20 protein-coding genes are annotated in these 22195 nt (G+C 63.8%); 3 read left to right on the forward strand and 17 right to left on the reverse strand.

The window, feature by feature from the left end:
* The first annotated feature begins 41 nt into the window (after nt 1–41).
* Nucleotides 42–500 (forward strand): MarR family winged helix-turn-helix transcriptional regulator, encoded by a 459-nt coding sequence (locus AC1RQ5_RS12955; RefSeq protein WP_493199413.1) that lies wholly within the window; start codon nt 42–44, stop codon nt 498–500.
* 56 nt (nt 501–556) lie between these two features.
* On the opposite strand, the gene AC1RQ5_RS12960 is transcribed toward AC1RQ5_RS12955, so the two are convergent.
* The 5 genes from AC1RQ5_RS12960 to AC1RQ5_RS12980 all read right to left on the reverse strand — a co-directional run bounded on the left by AC1RQ5_RS12960 (nt 557) and on the right by AC1RQ5_RS12980 (nt 6085).
* Entirely contained in the window at nt 557–2887 is a 2331-nt protein-coding gene (locus AC1RQ5_RS12960; RefSeq protein WP_493199415.1) for a xanthine dehydrogenase family protein molybdopterin-binding subunit, read from the reverse strand.
* On the reverse strand, nt 2884–3363 hold the full coding sequence (locus tag AC1RQ5_RS12965; RefSeq protein ID WP_493199416.1) for a (2Fe-2S)-binding protein: 480 nt from the start codon (nt 3361–3363) through the stop codon (nt 2884–2886). The genes AC1RQ5_RS12960 and AC1RQ5_RS12965 overlap by 4 nt, the downstream gene beginning before the upstream one ends.
* The gene (locus tag AC1RQ5_RS12970; RefSeq protein ID WP_493199417.1) at nt 3360–3623 is read right to left on the reverse strand and encodes a molybdopterin cofactor-binding domain-containing protein; all 264 of its coding nucleotides are present in this window, start codon (nt 3621–3623) and stop codon (nt 3360–3362) included. The genes AC1RQ5_RS12965 and AC1RQ5_RS12970 overlap by 4 nt, the downstream gene beginning before the upstream one ends.
* 43 nt (nt 3624–3666) lie before the next feature.
* Entirely contained in the window at nt 3667–4524 is an 858-nt protein-coding gene (locus tag AC1RQ5_RS12975; protein WP_493199419.1) for an FAD binding domain-containing protein, read from the reverse strand.
* 319 nt (nt 4525–4843) lie between these two features.
* Nucleotides 4844–6085 (reverse strand): NAD(P)/FAD-dependent oxidoreductase, encoded by a 1242-nt coding sequence (locus tag AC1RQ5_RS12980; RefSeq protein ID WP_493203410.1) that lies wholly within the window; start codon nt 6083–6085, stop codon nt 4844–4846.
* A 312-nt stretch (nt 6086–6397) separates the two neighbouring features.
* Between AC1RQ5_RS12980 and serA the strand changes: the two genes are divergently transcribed.
* Complete coding sequence (gene serA / locus AC1RQ5_RS12985) at nt 6398–7651, forward strand: phosphoglycerate dehydrogenase (RefSeq protein ID WP_398478969.1); 1254 nt, start codon at nt 6398–6400, stop codon at nt 7649–7651.
* Between the two features lie 11 nt (nt 7652–7662).
* Here serA and AC1RQ5_RS12990 read toward each other — a convergent pair whose 3' ends face one another.
* The 4 genes from AC1RQ5_RS12990 to AC1RQ5_RS13005 all read right to left on the reverse strand — a co-directional run bounded on the left by AC1RQ5_RS12990 (nt 7663) and on the right by AC1RQ5_RS13005 (nt 12028).
* A complete protein-coding gene (locus AC1RQ5_RS12990; RefSeq protein ID WP_493199421.1) occupies nt 7663–8454 on the reverse strand; it encodes a DUF3050 domain-containing protein in 792 nt (263 codons plus the stop codon).
* A 104-nt stretch (nt 8455–8558) separates the two neighbouring features.
* Entirely contained in the window at nt 8559–8876 is a 318-nt protein-coding gene (locus AC1RQ5_RS12995) for a hypothetical protein (protein WP_493199423.1), read from the reverse strand.
* Complete coding sequence (locus AC1RQ5_RS13000) at nt 8873–10852, reverse strand: linalool dehydratase/isomerase domain-containing protein (RefSeq protein WP_493199424.1); 1980 nt, start codon at nt 10850–10852, stop codon at nt 8873–8875. Before AC1RQ5_RS13000 ends, AC1RQ5_RS12995 begins: the two co-directional genes overlap by 4 nt.
* A 60-nt stretch (nt 10853–10912) precedes the next feature.
* Nucleotides 10913–12028, reverse strand: a complete 1116-nt coding sequence (locus tag AC1RQ5_RS13005) for a UbiA family prenyltransferase (protein WP_493199426.1) — start codon at nt 12026–12028, stop codon at nt 10913–10915.
* Between the two features lie 40 nt (nt 12029–12068).
* Here AC1RQ5_RS13005 and AC1RQ5_RS13010 point away from each other — a divergent pair, with 40 nt between their 5' ends.
* Nucleotides 12069–13025: a hypothetical protein gene (locus tag AC1RQ5_RS13010; protein ID WP_493199428.1), complete on the forward strand. Its 957-nt coding sequence runs from the start codon at nt 12069–12071 to the stop codon at nt 13023–13025.
* Between the two features lie 165 nt (nt 13026–13190).
* Here the strand turns inward: AC1RQ5_RS13010 and AC1RQ5_RS13015 are convergent, their stop codons facing one another.
* The 8 genes from AC1RQ5_RS13015 to AC1RQ5_RS13050 all read right to left on the reverse strand — a co-directional run bounded on the left by AC1RQ5_RS13015 (nt 13191) and on the right by AC1RQ5_RS13050 (nt 22191).
* Nucleotides 13191–14756 (reverse strand): ABC1 kinase family protein, encoded by a 1566-nt coding sequence (locus AC1RQ5_RS13015; protein WP_493199430.1) that lies wholly within the window; start codon nt 14754–14756, stop codon nt 13191–13193.
* Between the two features lie 93 nt (nt 14757–14849).
* The gene (locus tag AC1RQ5_RS13020) at nt 14850–16391 is read right to left on the reverse strand and encodes an ABC1 kinase family protein (protein WP_493199431.1); all 1542 of its coding nucleotides are present in this window, start codon (nt 16389–16391) and stop codon (nt 14850–14852) included.
* 299 nt (nt 16392–16690) lie between these two features.
* The gene (locus AC1RQ5_RS13025; protein WP_493199433.1) at nt 16691–17359 is read right to left on the reverse strand and encodes a hypothetical protein; all 669 of its coding nucleotides are present in this window, start codon (nt 17357–17359) and stop codon (nt 16691–16693) included.
* A gap of 117 nt (nt 17360–17476) precedes the next feature.
* The gene (locus AC1RQ5_RS13030; protein ID WP_493199434.1) at nt 17477–18301 is read right to left on the reverse strand and encodes an SDR family NAD(P)-dependent oxidoreductase; all 825 of its coding nucleotides are present in this window, start codon (nt 18299–18301) and stop codon (nt 17477–17479) included.
* A 46-nt stretch (nt 18302–18347) separates the two neighbouring features.
* Entirely contained in the window at nt 18348–19472 is a 1125-nt protein-coding gene (locus tag AC1RQ5_RS13035) for an acyl-CoA dehydrogenase family protein (RefSeq protein WP_493199436.1), read from the reverse strand.
* 16 nt (nt 19473–19488) lie between these two features.
* Complete coding sequence (locus AC1RQ5_RS13040; RefSeq protein ID WP_493199438.1) at nt 19489–19932, reverse strand: type II toxin-antitoxin system RatA family toxin; 444 nt, start codon at nt 19930–19932, stop codon at nt 19489–19491.
* 16 nt (nt 19933–19948) lie between these two features.
* Entirely contained in the window at nt 19949–21196 is a 1248-nt protein-coding gene (locus AC1RQ5_RS13045; protein ID WP_493199440.1) for an aspartate aminotransferase family protein, read from the reverse strand.
* The gene (locus tag AC1RQ5_RS13050; protein WP_493199442.1) at nt 21193–22191 is read right to left on the reverse strand and encodes an SDR family oxidoreductase; all 999 of its coding nucleotides are present in this window, start codon (nt 22189–22191) and stop codon (nt 21193–21195) included. Before AC1RQ5_RS13050 ends, AC1RQ5_RS13045 begins: the two co-directional genes overlap by 4 nt.
* Nucleotides 22192–22195 lie beyond the last annotated feature (4 nt).

Here is a 22195-nt window from a genome sequence, read left to right on the forward strand (position 1 = left end):
CGGATCATTCATAGTTGGCGTCTGAGGTCGGGACCGTTGTGATGCAGAAATCGGGCAAAGTGAAGCTGCCAGCCAGCGCCGAGGTCCCGGGCGGCTATGAGCTTGACGCGCAGGTTGGCTTTCTGCTCCGTGTCGCCATGCAGCGCCACACCTCGATCTTTATGTCCAACATGGTGGATGAACTCACGCAGACGCAGTTTGCCGTCATGGCGAAGCTGAATGAAGTCGGGCCGTGCTCGCAAAATCATCTTGGCCGTCTGGTCTATCTCGATGCCGCCACCATCAAGGGCGTGGTGGATCGTCTCGGATTGCGCGATCTCGTTGCCACCGGAGCCGATCCCAATGATCGCCGTCGCCGCGCGGTATCGCTGACGGAGAAGGGCAGCCGTGTGGTGGAAGCCGCGATTGGCGTTGCGGCGGATGTCACCGCCAAGACGCTGCGGCCACTGACGGTCGATGAGCAGCGGACGCTGACAAGGTTGCTGAAGAAGATCACATAGGGCGGATGAGCGCGGCGTAATCCGCCGTTCTTCGCCACACGCACTCGGCCGGCGGATTACAGCTTCGGTTCATTCGCCATACGACTATTGATCAGTTCCTTCACCCGCTGCGGCGACACCGGCAGCTTTGTGATCGCGCCGGGCTGGCCAAGCGCGTCGTCAATAGCTGCAGCGATCGCAGCACCGACCGCATTCGCTCCGCCTTCGCCAGCACCCTTCAACCCCATCGGATTGAGCGGGCTCGGCGCATCTTCGGTGATGATGACCTCGACGTCAGGCACCTCGCGCGCCGTCGGCATGAGATAGTCTGCAAACGTCACCGCGAGCGGTTCGCCGCGGTCGTCATAGCTGAACTCCTCATACAGCGCGCCGCCGAGACCCTGTGCGACACCGCCAACGATCTGGCCTTCCACCAGCATCGGATTGATCGCCTTTCCGATATCATAGGCGACGAGATAACGCTCGACCAGCACGCTCCCGGTGTCGCGGGCCAGCGAGACCACGGCGACGTGGACGCCATAAGGGTAGGTCATGTGCTTCGATTCGAACGATGCTTCGGCGAACAAGCCGGGTACGTTGTCGCCCACGTGATTGCTGCCGGGCGCGAGCGCCTTGGCGATCTCTGCCAGCGACATTGACGGGCCGGTGCTGCCATCGAGACGGATGATCTCGCCATTGACGACGTCGAGCTGATCGGCAGGGAGCTGCATCAGCTCCGCTGCGGCGGCAAGGGCCTTGTCGCGCAGTTTCAGTGCCGCCTGCCGCGTGGCTTCGCCGGTCATGACCGAAACGCGCGAGGCGAAAGCGCCGAGGCCGCGGGCGATGCGATCGGTCTGGCCGTGGATGACACTGACGGTGTCATAGCTGACGCCCAGCTTCTCCGCGCAGATCTGCGCGATGACGGTCTCGACACCCTGGCCAACCGAGGCGGTGCCAGTGACGACCTCCACCTTGCCGTCGATACCGACCGTGATGCACACGTCGTCAAACGGGCCGAGGCCACTTTTCTCCACGAACATGCCGATGCCCGCGCCGACCAGTTCGCCAGCCTTTCGTCGTTCGGCGATCTGCGCCTGCAAGGGGGCCCAGCCAATGCCGTCCAGCGCCGTGTCGAGCAGTTTTGCATAGTCGCCGGAGTCCAGCACGATATCGGTGCCGAGCGTCTCCAGCGCGCGCGTGAACGGCATCTCGCCGGTCGGGATCAGGTTGCGGCGGCGCACCTCGACGCCATCGATACCGACCTTCGCGGCAACGGCATCGAGCAGGCGCTCGCGCACAAAGGTGCTTTCATAGCGGCCGGGGGCGCGATAGGTGCCACCGGGAGTCTTGTTGGTCAGCCGGATATGGCCGCGGGCACGATAGGCGGGAATGCGATAAGGGCCGGGCAGCATCGCTGCGGTAAGGTCCGGTACCGTGGCGGCATGCGTCCGCATATAGCCGCCCTGATCATGGAAGAATTCGTCATCGATGGCGAGGATGTTGCCGTCTCTGTCGATGGCGGCCCGGATGTAATGGGTCTGCTGGCGCGAATGATTGGCGGCGATCAGGTGCTCGCGGCGGTCCTCGATCCATTTCACCGGACGGCCAAGACGAAGTGCGGCGAGGCAGACCAGCACGTCTTCGGGATACATCTCGCCGCGAATGCCAAAACCGCCGCCAACATGGCTTTCGAAGAGATTGGTGTTAGCCGCCGTGCGGCCGAACATCTTTGCGAGCTGGTCGCGATTCCAGTGCGGCACCTTGGCGGCGCCATACATTTCCAGCATGTCGGTCTCGACGATGTAACGCCCGATCGCGCCGCGCGTTTCCATCGGTACGCCGGAATGGCGTCCGATGGACAGCGCGAGCTCGATGACGGCATCGGCACTGGCAAAGGCTGCATCGAGATCGCCGTAGCTCTTCTCGATCAGCGCCGTCTCGGTCGGCAGGCCGTCGCGGAATTCGCCGATGTCGCCATCCGCCTGCAGGATGACCGGCAGTTCCTCGATCTCGAGTGCCACATGCTCGGCAGCATCCTCGGCCAGGTAAGGATCTTCGGCGAACACCACCGCGACGGGATCGCCGACATAGCGGACCTTGTCTTTCGCCAGGATGGTCTGTCGATAGGCGGTGAGTTGTTCGAGACGGGTGAGGCGGAAGTCGATCGGCGGGATGTCGGCGACGTCCTGGAAGCTCCATGCGGCGACAACGCCGGGGATCGCGAGGGCAGGGGCGAGATCGACGGAGACGATGCGGCCATGCGCATAGGTCGAACGGACCACGCGCATATAGAGCTGGTTTGGGAAATTGATGTCGGCGGCGAACCTGCCTTGCCCGCGCAGCAATGGCCCGTCTTCCTTGCGGGTGACGGATCGGCCGATCAGCGCGGACTTGGCTGATGCGCTCACGATTGCCGCATCTCGATGGCTGCAGCGCGCACCGCCTTGATGATATTCTGATAGCCGGTGCAGCGGCAGAGATTGGATGAGAGCACATCGACGAGATCGTGGTCGGAAATATCCGGCTCGCGCTCCAGCACGCCGACAGCGAGCATCAGGAAGCCTGGCGTGCAGAAGCCGCATTGCAGGCCGTGATTGTCCATGAAGGCACGCTGCATCGCATGCATTTCGTCGCCTATGGCGAGTCCTTCCACGGTGCGGATCTGCCGCCCATCCGCCTGTTGCGCGAACATCAGGCAGGAGCGCACCGGCTCGCCATCCACCAGCACCGTGCAGGCGCCACAGACACCGTGCTCGCAGCCGATATGGGTGCCGGTCTGGCCGCACTCCTCGCGGATCGCATCGGCCAGCGTGCGCCGGGCCTCGACGCGGATCGCATGCGCCTTGCCATTGATGGTGAGGGTGATGTCGCTCTTCTCGGTCATGGCAGTTTCCCGCTGTTGCGGACGGATCGGTCGGTACCGATCACATGCGCGGCACCGGCTTCCAGTTTGATATCTCTAGGAGAAGCTTCCAGCAGGTAACTCGCCATCATCAGTTTCGCCCGGATCTTTCGCGCAGCCAGCAGGCTGGCGCCGCCGGACAGAACGAGGGAGTGGCTGCCGAGGGGGCCCCAGCCATAGGGCGGGCGGTCGGTGTCGCCATGCATCACCTTGATAAATCGCGGATCGAGCGCCCGCCCCATGTCGTGCCCGATCCCTTGGTATGGTTGGTCCTTCCGTGCATGGTCATTGCTGCGCGTGTTCGAGAGCACGCCGGGTGACGGCGCGGACGAGGTCGCGGCGATAGTCGGCGGTGGTCTGGATATCCTCCACGGGATCGACGGCCTGCGCGGCCGCTTCGCCAGCTGCGACGAACAGGTCGGGCGAGGGCGCCTGTCCGTTCAACACCTCTTCGGCTTCGGCGATCCGCCGCGCGCGATCTTCGGCGCCGCCGAGGCCGACGCGGGCATCACGGATCTTGCCATCCACTACGCGATAGGTGACCAGCGCCGCCGCCATGGCAAAATCGCCTGCGCGACGGCTGAACTCATAGAAGCCGAATTTTGTATCAGGTGCCAGCAGCGGAAGCCGCGCTTCGGCGAGAAACTCGTCTTCCTGTAGCGCTGTCGTCATGATGCCTTCCAGGAAGTCATCGATTGGCACGATGCGTTCACCACGCACGCTTTTCACCACCAGCTCTGCACCAAGCGTCGCCGAGACCAGGCACCATTCCGATGATGGATCGGCATGGGCCAGGCTGCCGCAAAAGGTGCCGCGCATGCGGATCGGGTAATGCGCGATATGGCGGGCGACATAAGCCAGCAACAGCCCGAGCGGGCCGTCGATCACCGGCTTGTGGAAGGCGCCGTGGCGCACCCGCGCGCCGATCGAGAGATGATCGCCGTCCACAGTGAGACGATCGAGCCCTTCGACTTCATTGATATCGATCAAATGTGCCGGCCGTGCCATGCGAAAGGCCATGATTGGCACAAGGCTCTGCCCGCCGGCGAGAATACGACCGTCCTGCGGTGCATATTCGGCCAGGGCGCTCACGACTTCGTCCACCGTGCGGGGAACGTGGCGAATAAACGACGCCGGTTTCATCCGACCAACCCCATAAGGAGCGTCAAGAGATCACTTGTATGCTAACAATCGTCTCTTCCTTGTCAATCAGCGCGGATGCTGGAAACCGCGGCGATTATCGCCTGCGAATGCGTAGTGCTCAATGATGTCAGCGATGCTGCGCTGCGATTAGAGCTGTTTCGGATTGAGGTAGATCATGGCGGCTCCGGCCGTCATTGCGACGACGCAGTCCAGTTCGTGACTCTGGATTGCCGCGTCGCTTCGCCAAGGGGAAAGCCGAAGCCTTTCCTGACCTCGCAATGACGACTTGTGGGTCTGCTTAGTCCAAAACAGCTCCAGCTCAGGCGGGAACGTCACGGTCGAGGGCAAAATCGTCGAGGAGTTGCGAGCGTTCGCCGGTGATAAGATCGCCGAGCAATTGCGCGGCCATGTAGCTGAAGGTGATGCCGTTGCCGCCATAGCCGTATGCAGCATACAGGTTTTGATGCTTCGGCACTGGGCCGATCAGCGGCAGCCCGTCACGCGTCGTGTCGAATGTGCCGGCCCAGCGATGCGTGACGTTCAGCTCGGCGCGGGGCCAGAGCGCTGCTAGCCGCTGACGTAGTTTATCAGCTTTATCAGCAATCAGCGCATCGCGCGCATCCGGCGCGATGATCTCGTCGCTGTCCTCGCCGCCGATGATGATGCGGCCCGACCGCGTGGTGCGCGCATAGAGATAGTCCTTGCTGTCCTCCCAGATCAGTACGCCGTCGCGCCAGAGCCGGTCCGGTTGTGGCGAAGTCGCAATCGCCCAGCTCGACGAGGGTGATTGCACTTTCGTCTCCACGATGTCGGGCATCACATAGCCGGTAGCGAGGATGACGTGACGAGCCTCGATCACGCGACCGTCGCTTGTCGTGACACCGACACTGTGGGGCGCGGACTCGTAGCGCAACGCCTCCGCTTCATAGAACCGCCCACCACGGCTATGGGCGATATTCAGCAAGCCGATGGCCATCTGCATCGGATCGCAATCAGCGGAGTTCGGCGACACGATCGCTCCGGCGCGCGTGATCTCATAGGCACCGAACAGGGCGCGGTGATCGAGAAACGTGCCGGGCAGCTCCGCACGCGCGCGCAACATCTGCTCGGTGATGAGACTGCTCGCGTCCTCACCGGCGGCAAGATAGAGCGACGACTTTGTCCGCATATCGCAGGGCAGATCGAGATCGCGCATCAGCGATTGCAATCCGCCGACGGCATTGAAACTGGCGCGATAGGCGCGCGCGGCGCGCTCGAAACCATAAAGCTCGGTCAATTCACTCAGCGAGCGATCGATTTCCCACAGCAGCATCGCCGTGCTTGCCGCGGTGCTGCCATAGCCCGGCAATTCGCGGTCCAGCAGAACCACGTCGAGCCCTTGCCGCGTCAGCCGTTCGGCCATCAGCGCGCCGGTGATGCCGCAGCCGACGATCAGTGCGTCGCAGCTTGTGTTTTCGGTGAGAGGATGCCGGGCGGGGCGGGGGAGTTTGGCGAACCAGGGCGAGCGTCCGCCATGCAGGTCGTCCTGGTCGGTGGTATCGGGATCGAGGTCGGAAATGATGGCACCGCGGGTTGGGGTGTGATGGCCAGGGAGAGCGGCTGACAATGCCGGGGAGCGTGTTCCGGTTCCGCCACGGGCCTGCGACTCTCCGGGCGACCACAAGACCTCCGGCATGCCACTGGGCGGCAGTCAAAAATTCTTATTTTTCAATTTGTTGCATGCCCTCTTGGCATGGCGGCGATGGCCGGATTAAAGATGCGGCCAAATCGAACCAGCGTCTGGCGTCCGACCCCGCCGGAGCCCCCAAAGGGCCACCGTTGCTTCGTCGTTTCAACTGCCCTGCAAAGGACACCGCCCGTGTCGAAGACCGCCATGCCCGCCCCGCAGCTTTCGCTTCCGAAGGACAAGATCAAGATCCTTCTGCTCGAGGGCGTCAATGACAGCGCCGTCGAGCTGATCGATGTGGCCGGCTACACCAATGTGACGCGCCTGACCAAGGCGCTGGGCGGCAGCGAGCTGAAGGAAGCCCTCAAGGGCGTGCATCTGCTAGGCATCCGCTCGCGCACCCAGATCACCCAGGATGTGCTGGACGCCGCCGATCGCCTGATCGCCATCGGCTGCTTCAGCGTCGGCACCAATCAGGTCGATATCGATGCGGCCCGCCGCAGCGGCGTGCCCGTCTTCAACGCGCCGTTCTCCAACACCCGCTCGGTGGCCGAACTTGTGGTCGGTGAGATCGTGATGCTGTTCCGCCGCATCGTCGATCGCTCGGTCGCAGCCCATGACGGCAAATGGGACAAGTCAGCCACCAACAGCCACGAAGTCCGCGGCAAGACGCTGGGCATCGTCGGCTACGGCAATATCGGCTCGCAGCTCTCCAACCTTGCCGAGGCCTTCGGCATGAAGGTGATCTATTACGATCACACCGATCGTCTCCGCCACGGCAATACCGAGCCGGTGGCGACGCTGCAGGAGCTGATGGCGCAAAGCGACGTGGTCAGCATGCATGTGCCGGAAACCCCGGCCACTCAGGGCATGATCGGCAAGACCGAATTCTCCTGGATGAAGGATGGCGCGTTTTTCATCAATAACAGCCGCGGCACGGTGGTCGATCTCGACGCGCTGGCCGAAGCGCTCCGCAGCGGCAAGCTACGCGGCGCCGCGGTGGACGTCTTCCCGGTGGAGCCGAGCTCCAACCAGGAGAAATTCGTCACCCCGCTGCAGGGCCTTCCCAATGTGTTGCTGACCCCGCATGTGGGTGGCTCCACGGAAGAAGCACAGGAGCGCATCGGCGCCGAAGTCGCGCGAAAGCTGATCGACTACAGCGACACCGGTTCGACCGTGGGCGCTGTCAACTTCCCGCAGGTCCAGCTCCCGCCGCGCCCACAAGGCACGCGCTTCATCCAGGTCCAGCGCAACGTGCCGGGTATGCTCGGCCGCCTCAACGAAGTGCTGGCCCGCCACTCCGTGAACATTGCCGCGCAATATTACGAGACCAACAATGATGTCGGTTATGTCGTGCTCGATGCGGATGCATCGGCCGCCGACAGCCAGCGCGTGCTGGAAGACATCCGGGGGCTTGACGGCACGATCCGCGCGCGATTGCTCTACGAATACAAGGATTGAATGAGCACCGCTCAGGCTTGTTGAAGACGGGCAAGCGTGCTCGTCCATAAATCGATGCGCTGCTGAATGCATGCAGCGGCGGCTTGATCGGCGCGTTCTGCTTTGTCCGGGGCTCCGCGGTTGATACGTGCCAACAGCGCCTTGCCGAGCGGGCCGTGACTGTCGCCATCGAGTTCGATGTGGCGGCAGGCATAATAGTCGAAATAGGGCGGGATATCCGCCTGGCTGGCCCAGAAGCCGTTCCGGATATTCTGGAACATTTCGGGGATGATGTCCTCGCGGCCATAGAGAAAGCCGCCAAGCACTTCTTCCGTAGTCCCCTCGGAGGCGAGCCGGATCGTGTGTTCGACGAAGGCGCGAACATGAGGTGGCGCGCCGACCGCGATCAGGCTGTGCGAGATAGGCAGGCCGGACTGCACGAGCCGACAGAATTCGCGAAAGCGCGCAGCGTCGGCGCCGACCTCGTCCATGGCCTTCAGGTAGAGTTCGAGATGGCTATACGGCGTCTCGCCATCCGGCCCCACATCGCATTCTTCGCCCATGACGATCTCGTTGATGAGGCGCGCCGCCTGCGCGTCATCGGCCGGAAACCAAGGCACGGCGATGCAGGTGACGTCGCGTTGCAGGCGCTTCAGCAGCGACATGAAATCCCACACGGCGAAGACGTGGTCTTCCATGAACAGTTTGAGCCGGGGGATCGAATTCACTTCTGCATAGATCGGATGATCCAGCAAAGTCTGACGCAATGCGTCGAGGTGATCCGTGGCCGGGTGGATCGATAACAAGGCGGCTTCTTGCAACATCGTCGTCTCCGTGAGGTGGCGAGGGGCTGTGCAGGCGGTGAAATCGAAGTCCTGAATTCTGTTGTCTGGCACAAGTGTGGTCGGTGCATCGCCTGATCGGTTCGTTAGCGATCTCCATCGGTGGTCGCGCAAATGGCATTCATGTCGATGGTCGCGACGGCACCAATTTGATGCGCGACAGACGGCTGCTCATGCTGATGCCCATTCAACTCGTGTGCTGCGACCGTCATGAACAATGTCATCTCTGCAGCAACGCACGCCACGAGCAGCGCAGGGCGCCGGTTGCCAGGCGATGTGCACAACAGGCCAGTCATGCTGCTGCGGACCGAAACAAGCGATAGCCCGATGTGCTTGATGCCATAGAGCCAGCGACTGATGATCAGCGCTCCGAGAATGCAACATCCCATCGCACCCTCCTTCAATCGTTTGCTGCCGCTTGAGGGGTGAGCGTCACCGACTTTCGCCCGTTAAGGGCGACATTCAGCGTGATCGTGCCATCGGTGGAGGCCGTGAAAGACGATGGTGCTGCGCCATCCACGCGATAGGCGCGGCCGGCCTGCAGTCGTTCGATCTGCAACGCGTATTGCCCGGGTTCTCGTCCGTTATAGAGAACGAGATCTAGCGTCGCGCCGTTACTGAAAGCGCGTGCAACCAGCACACCGGGATAGACGCAGCCGGTCAGGATCGGGCCGGTCGATGCACCAGGGAGTGGCGCGCGGTTGATCGTATCGAGCCAATCCTCACGCCGCGCCCAACGCGCCACGGCGAGATTGATATTCGCGGTGTTGGAAATGTCCTGATACGCGAGCACGCCTTTGTCATCGAGCGGCGTCAGCAGTTCGGCAGCTTTGCGCAAGGCTGCTTCAGCGATCACGTCGTCGCCATGCTCGCGCGCGGCCAGTGCGATGGTGCCGAGCGCCATGCCGGGATTTTTCTGATAATTTCCGAAATCCGTGCAGTCGCTCCATGAGCCGTGCGTGAGTTCAAGCCCTTCGGGCGTGAGCTTCAGATATTCGTGCCGTCCGCACACATACCAGAGCTTGGCATAGCCGGGATGGAGTCCATTGAAGACCTGGCTGACGGATAGCAGATTATCCATCTGCATCTGCGTCACGTTCCAGAAAGGGCTTATGCCGATCAGAGCCGATAGTTCGGGCTGCAGGCTGCCGCCGGGTGCCACGAATTCGCTGTCGAGCATGCGCATGAAAGACGGATAGGCATCGGCGGCAAAACGGGTGCCGTTGCTGCGATCGAACGGCTTGACGCCGCACATTGCGTAGGAATTGCAGATCGGAAAGACCCAATGCGGTTCGCATGGGTAGAGAAAATAGATCGAGCGTTTCCAATTCCAGACGATGGAGTCGACAAAGCTGCGCGCGTTTTGTCCGTAGGTCTTGCTGCTGAGCTTACAGGGGCGGAATTGCAGCGCATCTTTTTGTTCGTAGCGTCTGTCTCCGGTATTTTCCGCGTAGCAGCTGAGTGCCGGCAGCGACAGGCCGGTCAGCATCACATCGTCCTTGGTGCTGATCGGATCCGGATTGAGCGACAGGTTGCCCCAGAGATTTTCGTATTTCCAATAACCGCAAACCTCCGGCGAGGTCAGAGATTCGATGGCATAGCGCTGGGCCTGGTTGAGATAGCCGTGAAAGTTCGGCAGGTATTTCCGCTGCAGCATCGACAGGCCATAGCTCATATAATTGAGCTGGTAGCGCAGCCCGGCGAGCTGGAAATTATCGATGCGGGTAAAGCCCTCGAACATGCCGACCGGCTGCAGCGCGCGATCGAGAATGTAGCGGAGGCCGCCGAGTTCATCCGGCGTCAATTCGCGTGTGGGATCAGAGGCATCGGTGACGGGCGATTGCACTCTGTCGAGGTCTGCCAGCCAGCCCGGCAGACCGGCCTCGCGTTTCTTGCCGAGTTGAATGGCCGCTTTGTAATTTCGCTTTAGCAGATAGCGATGCAGGGCGTAGAGCAGGATCACCAGCAAGGGCACAATGATCCATGTTGCAGGCGCAATGCGATCGGTGGTCATCGTCGGCGCCGCGAATGCTGCGATCGTCCAGACCACTGGCGGCGCGATAACCATGCCGCACAGCACCCAGATCCAGAACGCCACAACGAACAGCGCCAGCGCGAGCGGAAATAGCAACGTCGCCCACCCGCCGATGGCCAGGAATCCGGCACCTGGCAACCACAGGCCCCAGCCGAATACGCACCATGCGAGCGGGATGTCGAGATGTGTCGTCGTGGCCAGCAGATTGGGTATGGCCCCGAGGCAGCAAAGCAGCAACCAAAACATCAGCGTACGGCGCTGCAGGCGGCGCGCCACCGGCCCGAACAGAAACTTTTTCTCCGGCAGCGGAGGCGGCGTCCAATCCAGCTCGGCTGTCGATGTCATGCGAGGCCTCGGTCTGTCCGGGAAATATAATACACGTAATGGTTGTGTATTCAAGTCTGCTTAAGCGAGCGATCTCCGCAGCAATTCATCGGGCAGAAGAGAGGCCGAAACGACGAAATAATAGACCCCGCCAAGATGATTGGCGCGGCTCGCGCGGGCACGAAGATCGGCGTCGGCGGTGAGAACGGCGAGGTATTCGCGCAGCATTGCGAGGCCGAGCGCAATGAAGGTGATCGCATAGATCCAGCCAAGTCCGGCGAACCACCACAGGGCCGTGCCGGAGAGAAGTGATAATGCGAAAGCTATTGCGGAAAGCTTGCTTGTCGCATCAGCACCGATTGTGACGGCGAAGGTGCGGACGTTGCAGCGGCGGTCGCCGGCTTCGTCGTGGATGCCGCCGAGGAGATCCTGGGCCATGTCGGCGAAATAGATGAAGCTGGCGATGGTTAGGGCGATATCGATGCGCGGGTTTGGCGCGAGGGCGAAGGCGGTGAGGGGGAACATGGCGCTGATCAGGGGAGCGATCAGTTCGGAAGCGCAGGGAATGGGGGAATGGCGTTTGAGGCTTGTATAATAGATCAGAACGAGCACAACGGTGGCTGTGATGGCGATGAGATAGCGGGTGCCCAGCAGTGCGGCTAGCGCGATGGATAGCGCGAGCAGCGCAACGCCAAAGCCGTAGACATGCCGCCAGTCGGCGGTGCCGCGGGGGATCGGGCGATCGGGATGGACGAGGGCGTCAATGTCGCGATCGGCGGCGTCGTTGATGAGAAAGATCGCCAGTACGAGGCTTGTGGCAGCACAGAGGCTGCTTGCGGCATCACGGAGGCGAAGCGTCAGAAGTAGCGGATCGGCGAGCATGAGCCAGCCGAAATACATGGCGGCAAAGCAGACCAGAACGCCGGCCGCGTCGTAGCGCCAGCCGCGGAAGTAGTTGATCAGGCTTTCGAAAAAGCGTGGTTGCGGATGCGGTGGCTGAGCCTTGAGCGGGGGACGCGATGCGCACATGGGCTGCCTTCTTTTCGCCTCAAGCGCAGCATTTTGCACGGCTGCCAAAATGATGGTTTTGCGGCCGCCGGTCCGGTTCTGCGCGTATCTCTTGCGGCAACAGTGTGGCAACGTTATACACGCATAACGTGTATCTTGTCGATCCGTCCGGACGCGGGAGGCCGCCATTCCCAATCTCGGTTCGCTGGTCCTGATCGCCGAACGGACGATGGTGGACGCTGTCGATGCGCTGCTCGGGGGCTGGCTGGGTGGTGCCAGCCGCGCCAGACCGCAGCGGCAGGCGGCCGCCGCGCGGGTCGCGGCCAAGGCGGATGAGCTGATCGAGGATTTTCGCGATCGCCGCCTCGAAATTGCGCGCGATGCCAAAATTGCCTTTCATCTGCTCGGCGCCATCCCGCAGACGCTGCGCTGGAACGAGGGATTGAAGGACGGCTGGAGCAGTCTGGTGCTCGCCGCCGTGCAGCAGTCCGAACGGTTCGGCACCGGCACCGGCGCGATGAAGCGCAAATTCGCCACCGATCTCGTGGTGCGCGTCCTGGAGCGTTACAATTTCGGTGGTCTGCCGTTTCTGACTTTGCAGAAGACGCTGCTCGCGCCCGTGGTCGGCATCCTGATCGACTGGACGGTGGAGATCCTCAACAGCCGCCCATCGTTGTGGCCGGAGCAACGGCATGTGAAGCTGCCGATGTGGAAGCGCGGCAGTTACGAGGGGCTGCTCAAACTCGCATTGCTGTTCTCGCGCTTTGTCATGTGGATCAACAGCTGGATCCGCGCGCCGTCGCGCTATGAGCGGCAATTGCGTCATGCCCTCGTCAGGATCGCGCCGGAGGCAAATGCGCTGACGGCCGTGCTGCCGCCGACCAGATTAATCGTGGTCATCGAGGAGGTTGCCGATATCGTCGTCAGGCTCGGCCATCTCACGGCGCCGTATGCGGGGCTGGTGCAGCAGGTGCTCAGCCTCGGCACGTCTTTTGTCGGCCTCGACGCGGAGGAGCGGATGGAGGCGGTGTTCCTGATGCTGCGCGAGTTGCTGCTGGATGCCTATGCCAATGATTCCCTGGCGCGTACTTTCATCGAGAGCCCGCTGGGTGATCATCTCCTGCGGGCGATCGTCGGGCATGCCAATTGGGTTCTTGCGGAAAACGGGTTGGTGTCGAAGGCGTAGGGACAATGGCGATGTACGGGACGAATGATCGCTCCCATACACTCCACCTTCATCCTGAGGAGCGCGCATCGCGCGCGTCTCGAAGGACGGCCAAGAACTCCGAGCCTGGCCAGCTCATGGTTCGAGACGGCGCTTCGCGCCTCCTCACCATGAGGGGCAGGGAGGTCACCGCAGCGCCCGGTAGTTCAAGGCGGCGAGCAGGAACAGCAGCAGCAGTGCAGCGAACAGCGTGCCTTGCAGCCAGATGTGATCGGGCCAGCGCAAGCCGGCGACGGCAAGCAGGATGGCGACACTGACGGAGAGGGTGGCGGCAATGCTGCCGCGGCTGCGGCGGTTGCGCTCACGGCGCAGGTCAGGGCTGTCGGCATTGCTGGTCTTCAGCACGAAGCGATCATCGGCAAGATCGGCCAATAGCTGATGCAGCTTGATCGGCGCATCGCGCCAGGCGGCGAGATGGCCGAGCAAGGCCGGCTTCAATCGCTCGGGATCGAGGGACTCGCAGACTTCGTCGCATTGCAGCTGTTCGATGAAGCGCCGGCCGACGGCGCGCAGATCACGCCGGCTGCCGAGCCGATGCGCGACCGTCTCCGCCGTCAGCAGCGCGCGATACATGCCGAGCACGCGGGTCGGCACCTGATAGCCATTGCTGCGCGCAGCGCGGATGACGTCGATCAGATAGATCGCGATCGGCGAGCGCGCCGCACTGATGCCCGGCATCGCTGCGCGGTCCTCGTTGTCGAGTCGGCTGCGGATGGCGCGCAGGAAGTCGCGGCGCAGTCCTTCCGGATCGGCGCGGTCGGTGCCGTCGAGAATGTCGAGCAGCGCGCGATAGACGCGCTCGTTGTCGCCCTGATACAGCGCCGTCAGATATTGCATCTGACGGGCACGCACATCGTCGTCGAGGCGCTCGCACAGGCCGAAATCGACAAAGGCGATGCCGCCACGTGCCGGCACGATCAGATTGCCGGGATGCAGATCGGCGTGGAAGAACCGATAGCGGAAAATTTGCGTCAGGCTGGCCTCGATCAGGTCCTCGGCGAGCTGGTCGCGATCGATGTGCCGATGGCTGCCGTGGTGCGCGGATGGCGCGAAAAGGTCGATCACGCGGGTGCCGCGGACATAATCCATGGTCAGCACATGCGGGCCGCAGAGTTCGGGAAAAGCGCGGGGAATGAACTGGAAGCTGCTGCGCTCCGCGAGTGCACCGAGCCGCTCGATGTTGCCGCGCTCGCGGACGAGATCGAGCTCCTGCATCATCCAGTGCGCGAGTTCATCGACGGTCTCGACGGGATCGACGATGAAACTTGCGCCGCCGAGCGCGAGCAGCCGCGCCAGGCGCCGGAGATGACGGAGATCGCGGGTGACGCGTGCGGTGATGTCCGGTCGCAGGACTTTCACGGCAACAGCGCGGCCATCATGCAGCCGGGCGTAATGCGTCTGCGCAAGCGAGCCCGAGCCGAGCGGCCGCGTGTCGATATGTGCGAACAGCGCGAATGGCTCCGCGCCAAGATCTGCCTTGATGATGCGCCGGATATCGGGCCACGCAACGGGCGTGACACGATCCAGCAGGGACATGAGCTCATCGCAATACTCCGGCGGGATCAGATCCGGCCGCAGCGCCAGGAACTGGCCGATCTTGATGAAAACGGGGCCGCGCTTTTCGAGGAAGCGCCGGAAGGCGCGCGGGCCGCTGCCGCGGTCACGGCGCGAGCGGGCTCCCTCAGTCGTCATTGCGAGGAGCCCTTGCGACGAAGAAATCCAGTTCCTGCCAGCTCTTGCGGGGTTGGGGCTTTCTGGATTGCTTCGCTTCGCGCGCAATGACGATCATGGGGTCGAGGCAATGCTGACCGCGATGACAAGCATGGCGCAGATAGCGAGCTGGGCTATGCGATGCTCGGCGCGGCGTTGTGCGACAGGCATTTGCTCCGCGATGCCGAGCTGCCGTTCCATCGTCGCCAGTGCCGTGAGGGAGGATGTGGCACGCGGCATCATGTCGGCAAGCTGGACGATCGATGCGATGCGGCGTCGATCCGTCATGGCCTTCAGCACGCGTTGCGCGGGCTGCATTTGCGTCGCTGCAAAATACAGGCGCATCTCGCTGGCCAGATCGAATTGCGGGCATAGCGTCAGCGCACTGGAATCCAGCGCGATCACGGCGCGCCAGAACAGCAGCGTCTCCAGATCGATGCGCACGTGATGGCGGCGCATGATATCCGTCATCTGCCCGACCAGTTCGCCGATATGCGGCTGCGCCGCGCCGGGCTCCAGCGAATTGCGATACCAGCGCGTCAGATGCGCCATGGTGGCGCGGCGATAGGCCTGCATGTCGGTGCGATCCGTGGGGGCGGCGAGGCGGGCGAAAGCGCGCCAGGCGCTGTCGATGTCGCCGATGGCGGCACTTTCGGCATAGGTCATCAACAGGTCGCGCTTGTCCCGGCTGATGCTGCCGAAGATGCCGAAATCGATGAAGGCGATGCGATTGTCGGCCATCAGCAGGATGTTGCCGGGGTGCGGATCGGCGTGGAAGAAGCCGGTGCCGAACAGCTGATGCAGCGAGGCCGTCGCGAAATTATGCAATGTGGTATCGAGCGAGAAACCCGGAAGTTGGGTTGCGATCGCATCGTGCCGGCCTGCGGCCTGCAGCTGCGCGGCCTGTGCGATGCTGAGGCCCGGAATGAAGTCCATCGCGAGAATTCTTGAGGTGGTGAGTGGCCAATGGATGCGCGGCACCGTCTCGTTCGGTGCGCGCTGGTTGCGCAGCCGGAGCGCCGTCGATCCCTCGCGCACAAAATCCAGTTCGCGCCGGGTGAAGGCGGCGAATTCTGCGGCCATCTCCTGCAGCGGGACACCTGGCAACAGGCCCAGCCGGTCGATGACGGCGGCGAGGCGGCGGAGCGCGCGCATGTCCGCTTCGAGTTTTGCGGCGATGCCGGGGCGCTGGATCTTGATCGCCAGTTGCGCGCCGCCATGGCTGGTGGCGCGATGGACCTGGGCGATGGAGGCCGAGCCGATTGGTCGCGGATCGAGTTCGGCGAACAGCTCGGCCGGGGAGGCGCCGAGTTCGGTCTCGATCACGGCACATATGGTGGCATAGGGGATCGGCGGCACCTGTTCGAACAGTTTCTGCAATTCATCGCACAGGAGGCGCGGCAGCAGGTCGAAGCGCATGGCCATGAACTGGCCGAGCTTGAGATATGTCGTGCCGAGCCGCTCCAGCGTCAGACGGATTCGGACGGGGTAGGGATCGCGCGCCGGCAGGTGCAGGAGCAGGCGGAGCAATGGTGCGGCGTTGTAGGTGACGGCGATCCACACGATCGCCGTGATCCGGGTGAGGTCGGCCAGCAAGCTCTGCAGGTTTCGGATCACGGCGGGCCTCCGTGTTAATGCCGTTCCTTGCGGAATGTCCGGCCGGCAAAAACCAATCCTGCAGCTTTGAAGAGGAAGCGACGCTCGGACACCTCTCCCCACCGGGGAGAGGTCGATCCGGCGAAGCCGGAGCGGGTGAGGGGGATTGCACCGGCGCTTGAGTTTGCCCCCTCACCCGGATTGCTTCGCAATCCGACCTCTCCCCGGAGGGGAGAGGTGTCGCGCGTCGCTGCGGGCTGGCTGATCGCGGAGACTCCGTCGGCGGATGACGCTTCGCTTATCCGCCCTACGGGCCACGATCACGTTTTGTCATTCTCCGGCGGAGATCCTTCCGGTGGCGCGGCCGGTCGGGTGCGCGGGCGCGGGCGGTCCGGGCGGGCGGCGGCCTCGTCTTCGGCGGCGGCGACGCGGGCATCGATCTCGTCGTCGCGTTCCTGCTCGTCATGGAACACCTGCGAGAATTCGCGCACCGAGTCCGTCCACACATCGGCGGTGTCGCGGATCGCCTGTCGCAGACTGCCGGGCAGGTCGGATGACAGCGAGCGGCCGCCTTCGCCGCGGCCACGGTTGTCATCGCGGTCGGTGCGATCGTAACGATCGGAGCGGTCGTAGCGATCCGCGCGATCATAGCGATCGCGGGGGGCACCATTGCCGACGCGATCGCCATTACGGTAGCGCTCTCGGCCGCCGATGGCCTGTGGTGATGCGTAGATGCTGTCCGCCAGATTGACGACGAAATCGCCGAGGGCGCCGACCGTGCCGAAACAGGCGCGGGCACCGGCGCGGGTCAGCGAGTAAGCGAGGCGATCGACATCGCCCATGACCGACGTCACATTGCTGTAGGACCGGCCGCGCGGTGCATCACGCGCGCTGCTGCGTGGCCCGCGCTCGTAACCATAATTGCGCGAGCGATCACGTGGGCTGTCATAGTCGCGGCGGTTGTCGTCACGTTCGTCATTGATGGCCATGATGTCCTCCCGGTTCGGGGCTGTTGGGCAGTTGAATGAAGTCGTGCCGGTGATGGGGCTTCGCGATAAACAGGGAACGCACGCAACGCGGTGTGGAGCCGGTCATGTTGTGTGCCGTCACGTTTTGGGCTCCAGCGAGATTGTAAGGGCACCGGACCGCACCAGCCGACCGACGCGCCAGCGGATGAAGCCGTCGACGAAACGCGGGACATGACGCGCCGCGGAGAGCGAAACCGAGCCGAGAAATGTGAGGCCGCAATCGCGGCGCAGCCGGCCAAAGCAGATGCGCAGCATCGCGCGCGCGGCGGCATCGAGTGGTTCTTCGAGACTGACCACGGGGCGGCCGCCCAGCATGAAGGTGACGATGCGCGCCACCGACAGGCCCTGGCGGCTGATCTTGTCGTGGATCGGCGTGCGCATGAAGCCGGGATAGACGGTGACCACGCCGATCCGGTCGCCATATTGCATACGCATCACGTCGGAATAGGCGACCATCGCGCGCTTGCTGGCGCAATAGGCCGGGATGAAGACGGCGTTCACGACGGCGAACAGCGAGGCGACATTGACGATGCGGCCGCCGGACTCCAGCAGCGCCGGCAAGGCCGCCGATGTCACGCGCCAGGCACCGAGCAGATTGACGTCGAGATGTTCGGAGGCGTCCACTGATGGCGGGGCGCCGGGGTCCTGCAGATCGAGCACGGCGGCATTGTTGATGAGGATGTCGAGGCCGCCAAGCCGCGTACAGGCCGCGACCACGGCTTCGCGGATCTCGCCGGGGGCGGTGAGATCGGCCACGGTGATGCGGCCGGCATGCAGGCCGGTGCCGGGCTTGCGATCGATGCCGATGACATCGCAGCCGCGGGCAACGAGGGCCGCCATGGTGGCGGCGCCGAGGCCGCTGGCGGCGCCGGTGATCAGAACGCGTTTTCCTTGCAGGTTCATGGACACTTCCTCCGGACGTTTCCAAACGGACGAGACGGGATGGTTGTCAGGGCAGACGGAGCGGTTCTCCCGCGAGCAGTGAGGCCAGGCCAGACGCCATGCTGCTGCGCGAGGGCGGATGAAAAGCGAGGCCGCGCGAGGCAGCGAGGAGATAGCTGACATCGGGCGACTGGATGAAGGCGATGCCGCCGAGCATGGTGACGGCAAGGTCGGTGGCACGTTCGATGGCGCGCTCGGTGGCATAGCGCACCAGCAGCATGCGGCCGAGCAGGTCGGAATCGAGCGGGGCTGAGGCAATGCGCGCGGCAATGCCTTCGAGGGCCGACATGGCGCCTTCCAGCTCGCTGGCGAGATGCGCGCGATCGAGATCGGGGCCGCGCCTGGTGGAGATGGCGCGTTCGGCAAGCGCGCTGGCGATGCCAAGATAGGAGGCGGTGATCAGCAGTTCGAACCAGACGAAGCCGCAGGTCTGGATCGCATCCATCTCGCCATTGCTGGTCTCGAAAGCGAGCTGGTCGGAGACGGTGACATCGGTGAGTACGACCTCGTCGCTTTCGGCTCCGGCGAGGATCGGGTTGTTCCAGAACGGTCGATGGCTGATGCCGTTGGATTTGGCGGGGATCAGGAGGATGGCGAAGACCGGCGTGCTGCCCTCGGGGGCATCAATACTGACGCTGGCGGTGAGCAGGTCCATGGAGCGCGACAGGCTGCACGGTTTCTTGCTGCCATTGACGATGAAGCCGCCATCCGTGCGGCGGGCGCGCATGCCGGCATCGAGGATGCCGGCACCGGCGCGGCCTTCGGCAAAGCCCGAAGCCATCAGCAGGCGCTGCCGCGCGATGGCTTCGAGCAGGAACAGTTCGGGGCCCTTGCGCTGGCGCGACAGCTCCACCAGCGTCATCACCGAGAACTGATGCATGCAGCTGGCAACGGCCAGCGACGGCGCGCGGCTGCCGATGGCGCGCTGGATGCGGATCGCCTGCAAGGCCGTGGCGCCGCCGCCGGCATAATCGCGCGGGATCAGCAGGCCGGGCCCGCCGGCCTCGCGAAACAGCTGGATTGCGGGGCTGCGCGGCGTCTCGCGCTCGCTGAAAGCGATATCGGCGAGCGAGGGATCGAGTCCGGGAATGAACTCGTCGAGGGTTTCGCGTTCGGCCGTGAGAAACGTCACGCTGATCTCCTCCGTGTCACGCGTCCTGTAATTGCACGGCCGGCAACAAGCCGGCGATGATGGAGCGGGCATTGTCGCGCAATGCCTGCTCGGCGATCGGTTCGAGAATGTCGGCGAGGCCGGGAATGCCCATGTCGAAATGGCAGAAGAAGCGGACGCGCGCGCCGTCTTGATATGGGTGAACGGACCATTCGCCGGTGAAGTGATCGATGTCGCCTTCGGTCTGCACGAAGCGCAGCGTGTGATTGGCGGGATCGACAATATCCTCTTCGCTCCAGCACAGGATGCCGTCGCGGAAATTCACTTCCCAGGCGCTGAAGCTGCGGCCGTCCTGCTGCGTGCTGTGCACCGAGCGGACGGCGGGGCTGAACTCCGGATAGGCGCCGAAATCCGACAGCCGCGCAAACACCTCTGCGCAATCCTGGCCGGGGACATGTCCGATCACTTCCACGCTGCGCACGCTGTGCTCCTTCTGGTCATGATGCCCGCGCATGGCGGCGCATGATGGTGTTGGCGGCGGTGCTGACGGCATCGCGCAGCCAGTCGGTCTCGGCGTCATCGAGGATCGCGGGCGGCGTGAAGCGGACCACCCGGGGTGAATTGAGCGAGGTGGAGGTGAGCACGCCGAGGCGGCTGAGTTCGAGGATGAAATCGCCGGCGACGTGTTCGTGGTGGAAGTCGATGCCGATCAGCAGGCCGCGGCCGCGGACCTCGTGGATGAGCGGCGCGCAGCTATTCTGCATGGTGGCGCGGATGTCGGTGAGCAGGCGGGTGCCGATCTCATGGGCGCGGGCGGCGAGGTTTTCGGTGGTGATCACCTCGATCGCCGCACGCGCGGCAACGGCGGCGAGGGGGCTGCCGGCGAATGTGGAGGTGTGCAACACGGGATCGCGGTTGAGCGGCTCGAACACGTGCGGCGTGGCGACCACGGCGGAGACGGGGATGCAGCCGCCGCTGAGGCCCTTGCCGACCAGGAGCACATCGGGCGCTATGCCTTCGCGGTCGCAGCCCCACAGCGTGCCGAGGCGGCCAAGGCCGCTCTGGATCTCGTCGAGCACCAGCAATGCGCCGTGGCGGCGGCAGATGGTGGCGACGTCGCGCAGATAGCCATCGGGCGGAATGATGACGCCGGCCTCGCCCTGCACGGGTTCGAGGATGACGCAGGCCAGCTCGCCATGGGATGCGACGGCGGCATCGAGTGCCTCGGCATCGCCAAAGGGGATCTGCAGCGTGTCCGGCAGCAGCGGCTCGAACGGGGTGCGATAGCGCGGGCGGCCGCTGATGCTGAGCGCGCCCAGCGTCTTGCCGTGGAAGCCGCCCTGCATGGAGATCATCGTGGATTTGCCGGCGAGCCGCGCCAGCTTGATGCCGAGTTCGCTGGCCTCGGCGCCGGAATTGGCGAAGCAGACATAGCTGAGATCGCCGGGTGCAATCGCTGCAAGGGCTGTGGCGGCGTCGGCGACTTCGCGGCTCAGCATGCTGCGCGACGACAAAGGATGCCGCTCCAGTTGCGCGCGTACGGCGCTGACCACGGCGGGATGGCAATGACCGGTGATGAACACGCCATAGCCGCCGCAATCGAGAAAGGCGCGGCCGGCGTCGTCATAGATGAGGCTGCCGGACGAGCGCGCCTCGATATGCATGCCGACGAAACCGGCAAGCCGTGCCATGCCGCTATTGATATGGCGGCGATAGCTGTCGATGACGGTGCTGCGCTCGCTCATGCGGCCCTCGCATGGTGTTGCAGCCAGTGATCGAGATTGCGCATCAGCACCGTGTCCGGCGACGGCAGCACGATGCCGAATTGCGCCTCGAGCGTCGGCATCGAGGAGGGAAACGGCGCGTCGATATTGATGTAACGCGCGACGCTCATGGCGCGCTCGAAACTCTGGCGCATCTGCGGTGGCAGCGCATCGAAGAACACCGGACGGATCAGCCGGTCGAAGGTCTCGTAACTATACATGCGCGGCCTCGCGACGCGCTTGTTGCCGCCTGCATTCGCCGCCGCGACGCAGATCTCGACGATGCGCTCGGGCGTCAGCGCGTGGTTGCCCAGCGTGACCCAGTAGTCGCCGTCGCGATCGCCGCGCGCGATCAGGCCGGCGATGGTGCGGGCGACGATGTCCTGCGGGATGAAATCGACCAGCGAGGTCGGACCGACCGCGCCGATCGGCAGCAATCCGCGCATCCACATGCTGAGAATGAAATGGAAGCCCTGGAAGCGCGCGATGGCGCCGGTGCGGGAATCGCCGACCACGATGGATGGCCGCACGATCACCGCGGGTACGTCGCTGGCGCGCACGACGTCCTCGGCGGCGCGCTTGGAGGTCTCATAGGCATTGGCATCGAAACGATCGATGCTGCTGCGCATCCGGCTGAAGGCGGTGCCGGTATAGATCAGCGGCACGCCGGCGGTGCGGGCGAGCTCGACGATGTGGCGGGTGCCGTCGATATTGGTGGTTGCGATGGTCGCCGCCGGCTGCTCGAAATCGGTGATCGCCGCCGCATGCACGATGAGATCGATACGGCCGGCGACTTCGTTATATTCGCCGCGGGTGAGCCCGAGCCGCGGCCGGGTGATGTCGCCCTGCAGCGCTGTCATCTGCGGTCCGCGCACCGGCGCGCGGTGCACGAGGCAGAGCAGCCGGGTGTCGCGGAGCTCCGCGACCAGGGCCTGGCCGATCACGCCCGACGCTCCGGTGAGCAGGATGGTTTTCATCGCA

It is taken from the genome of Tardiphaga sp. GW821-FHT12E02, assembly GCF_058807155.1.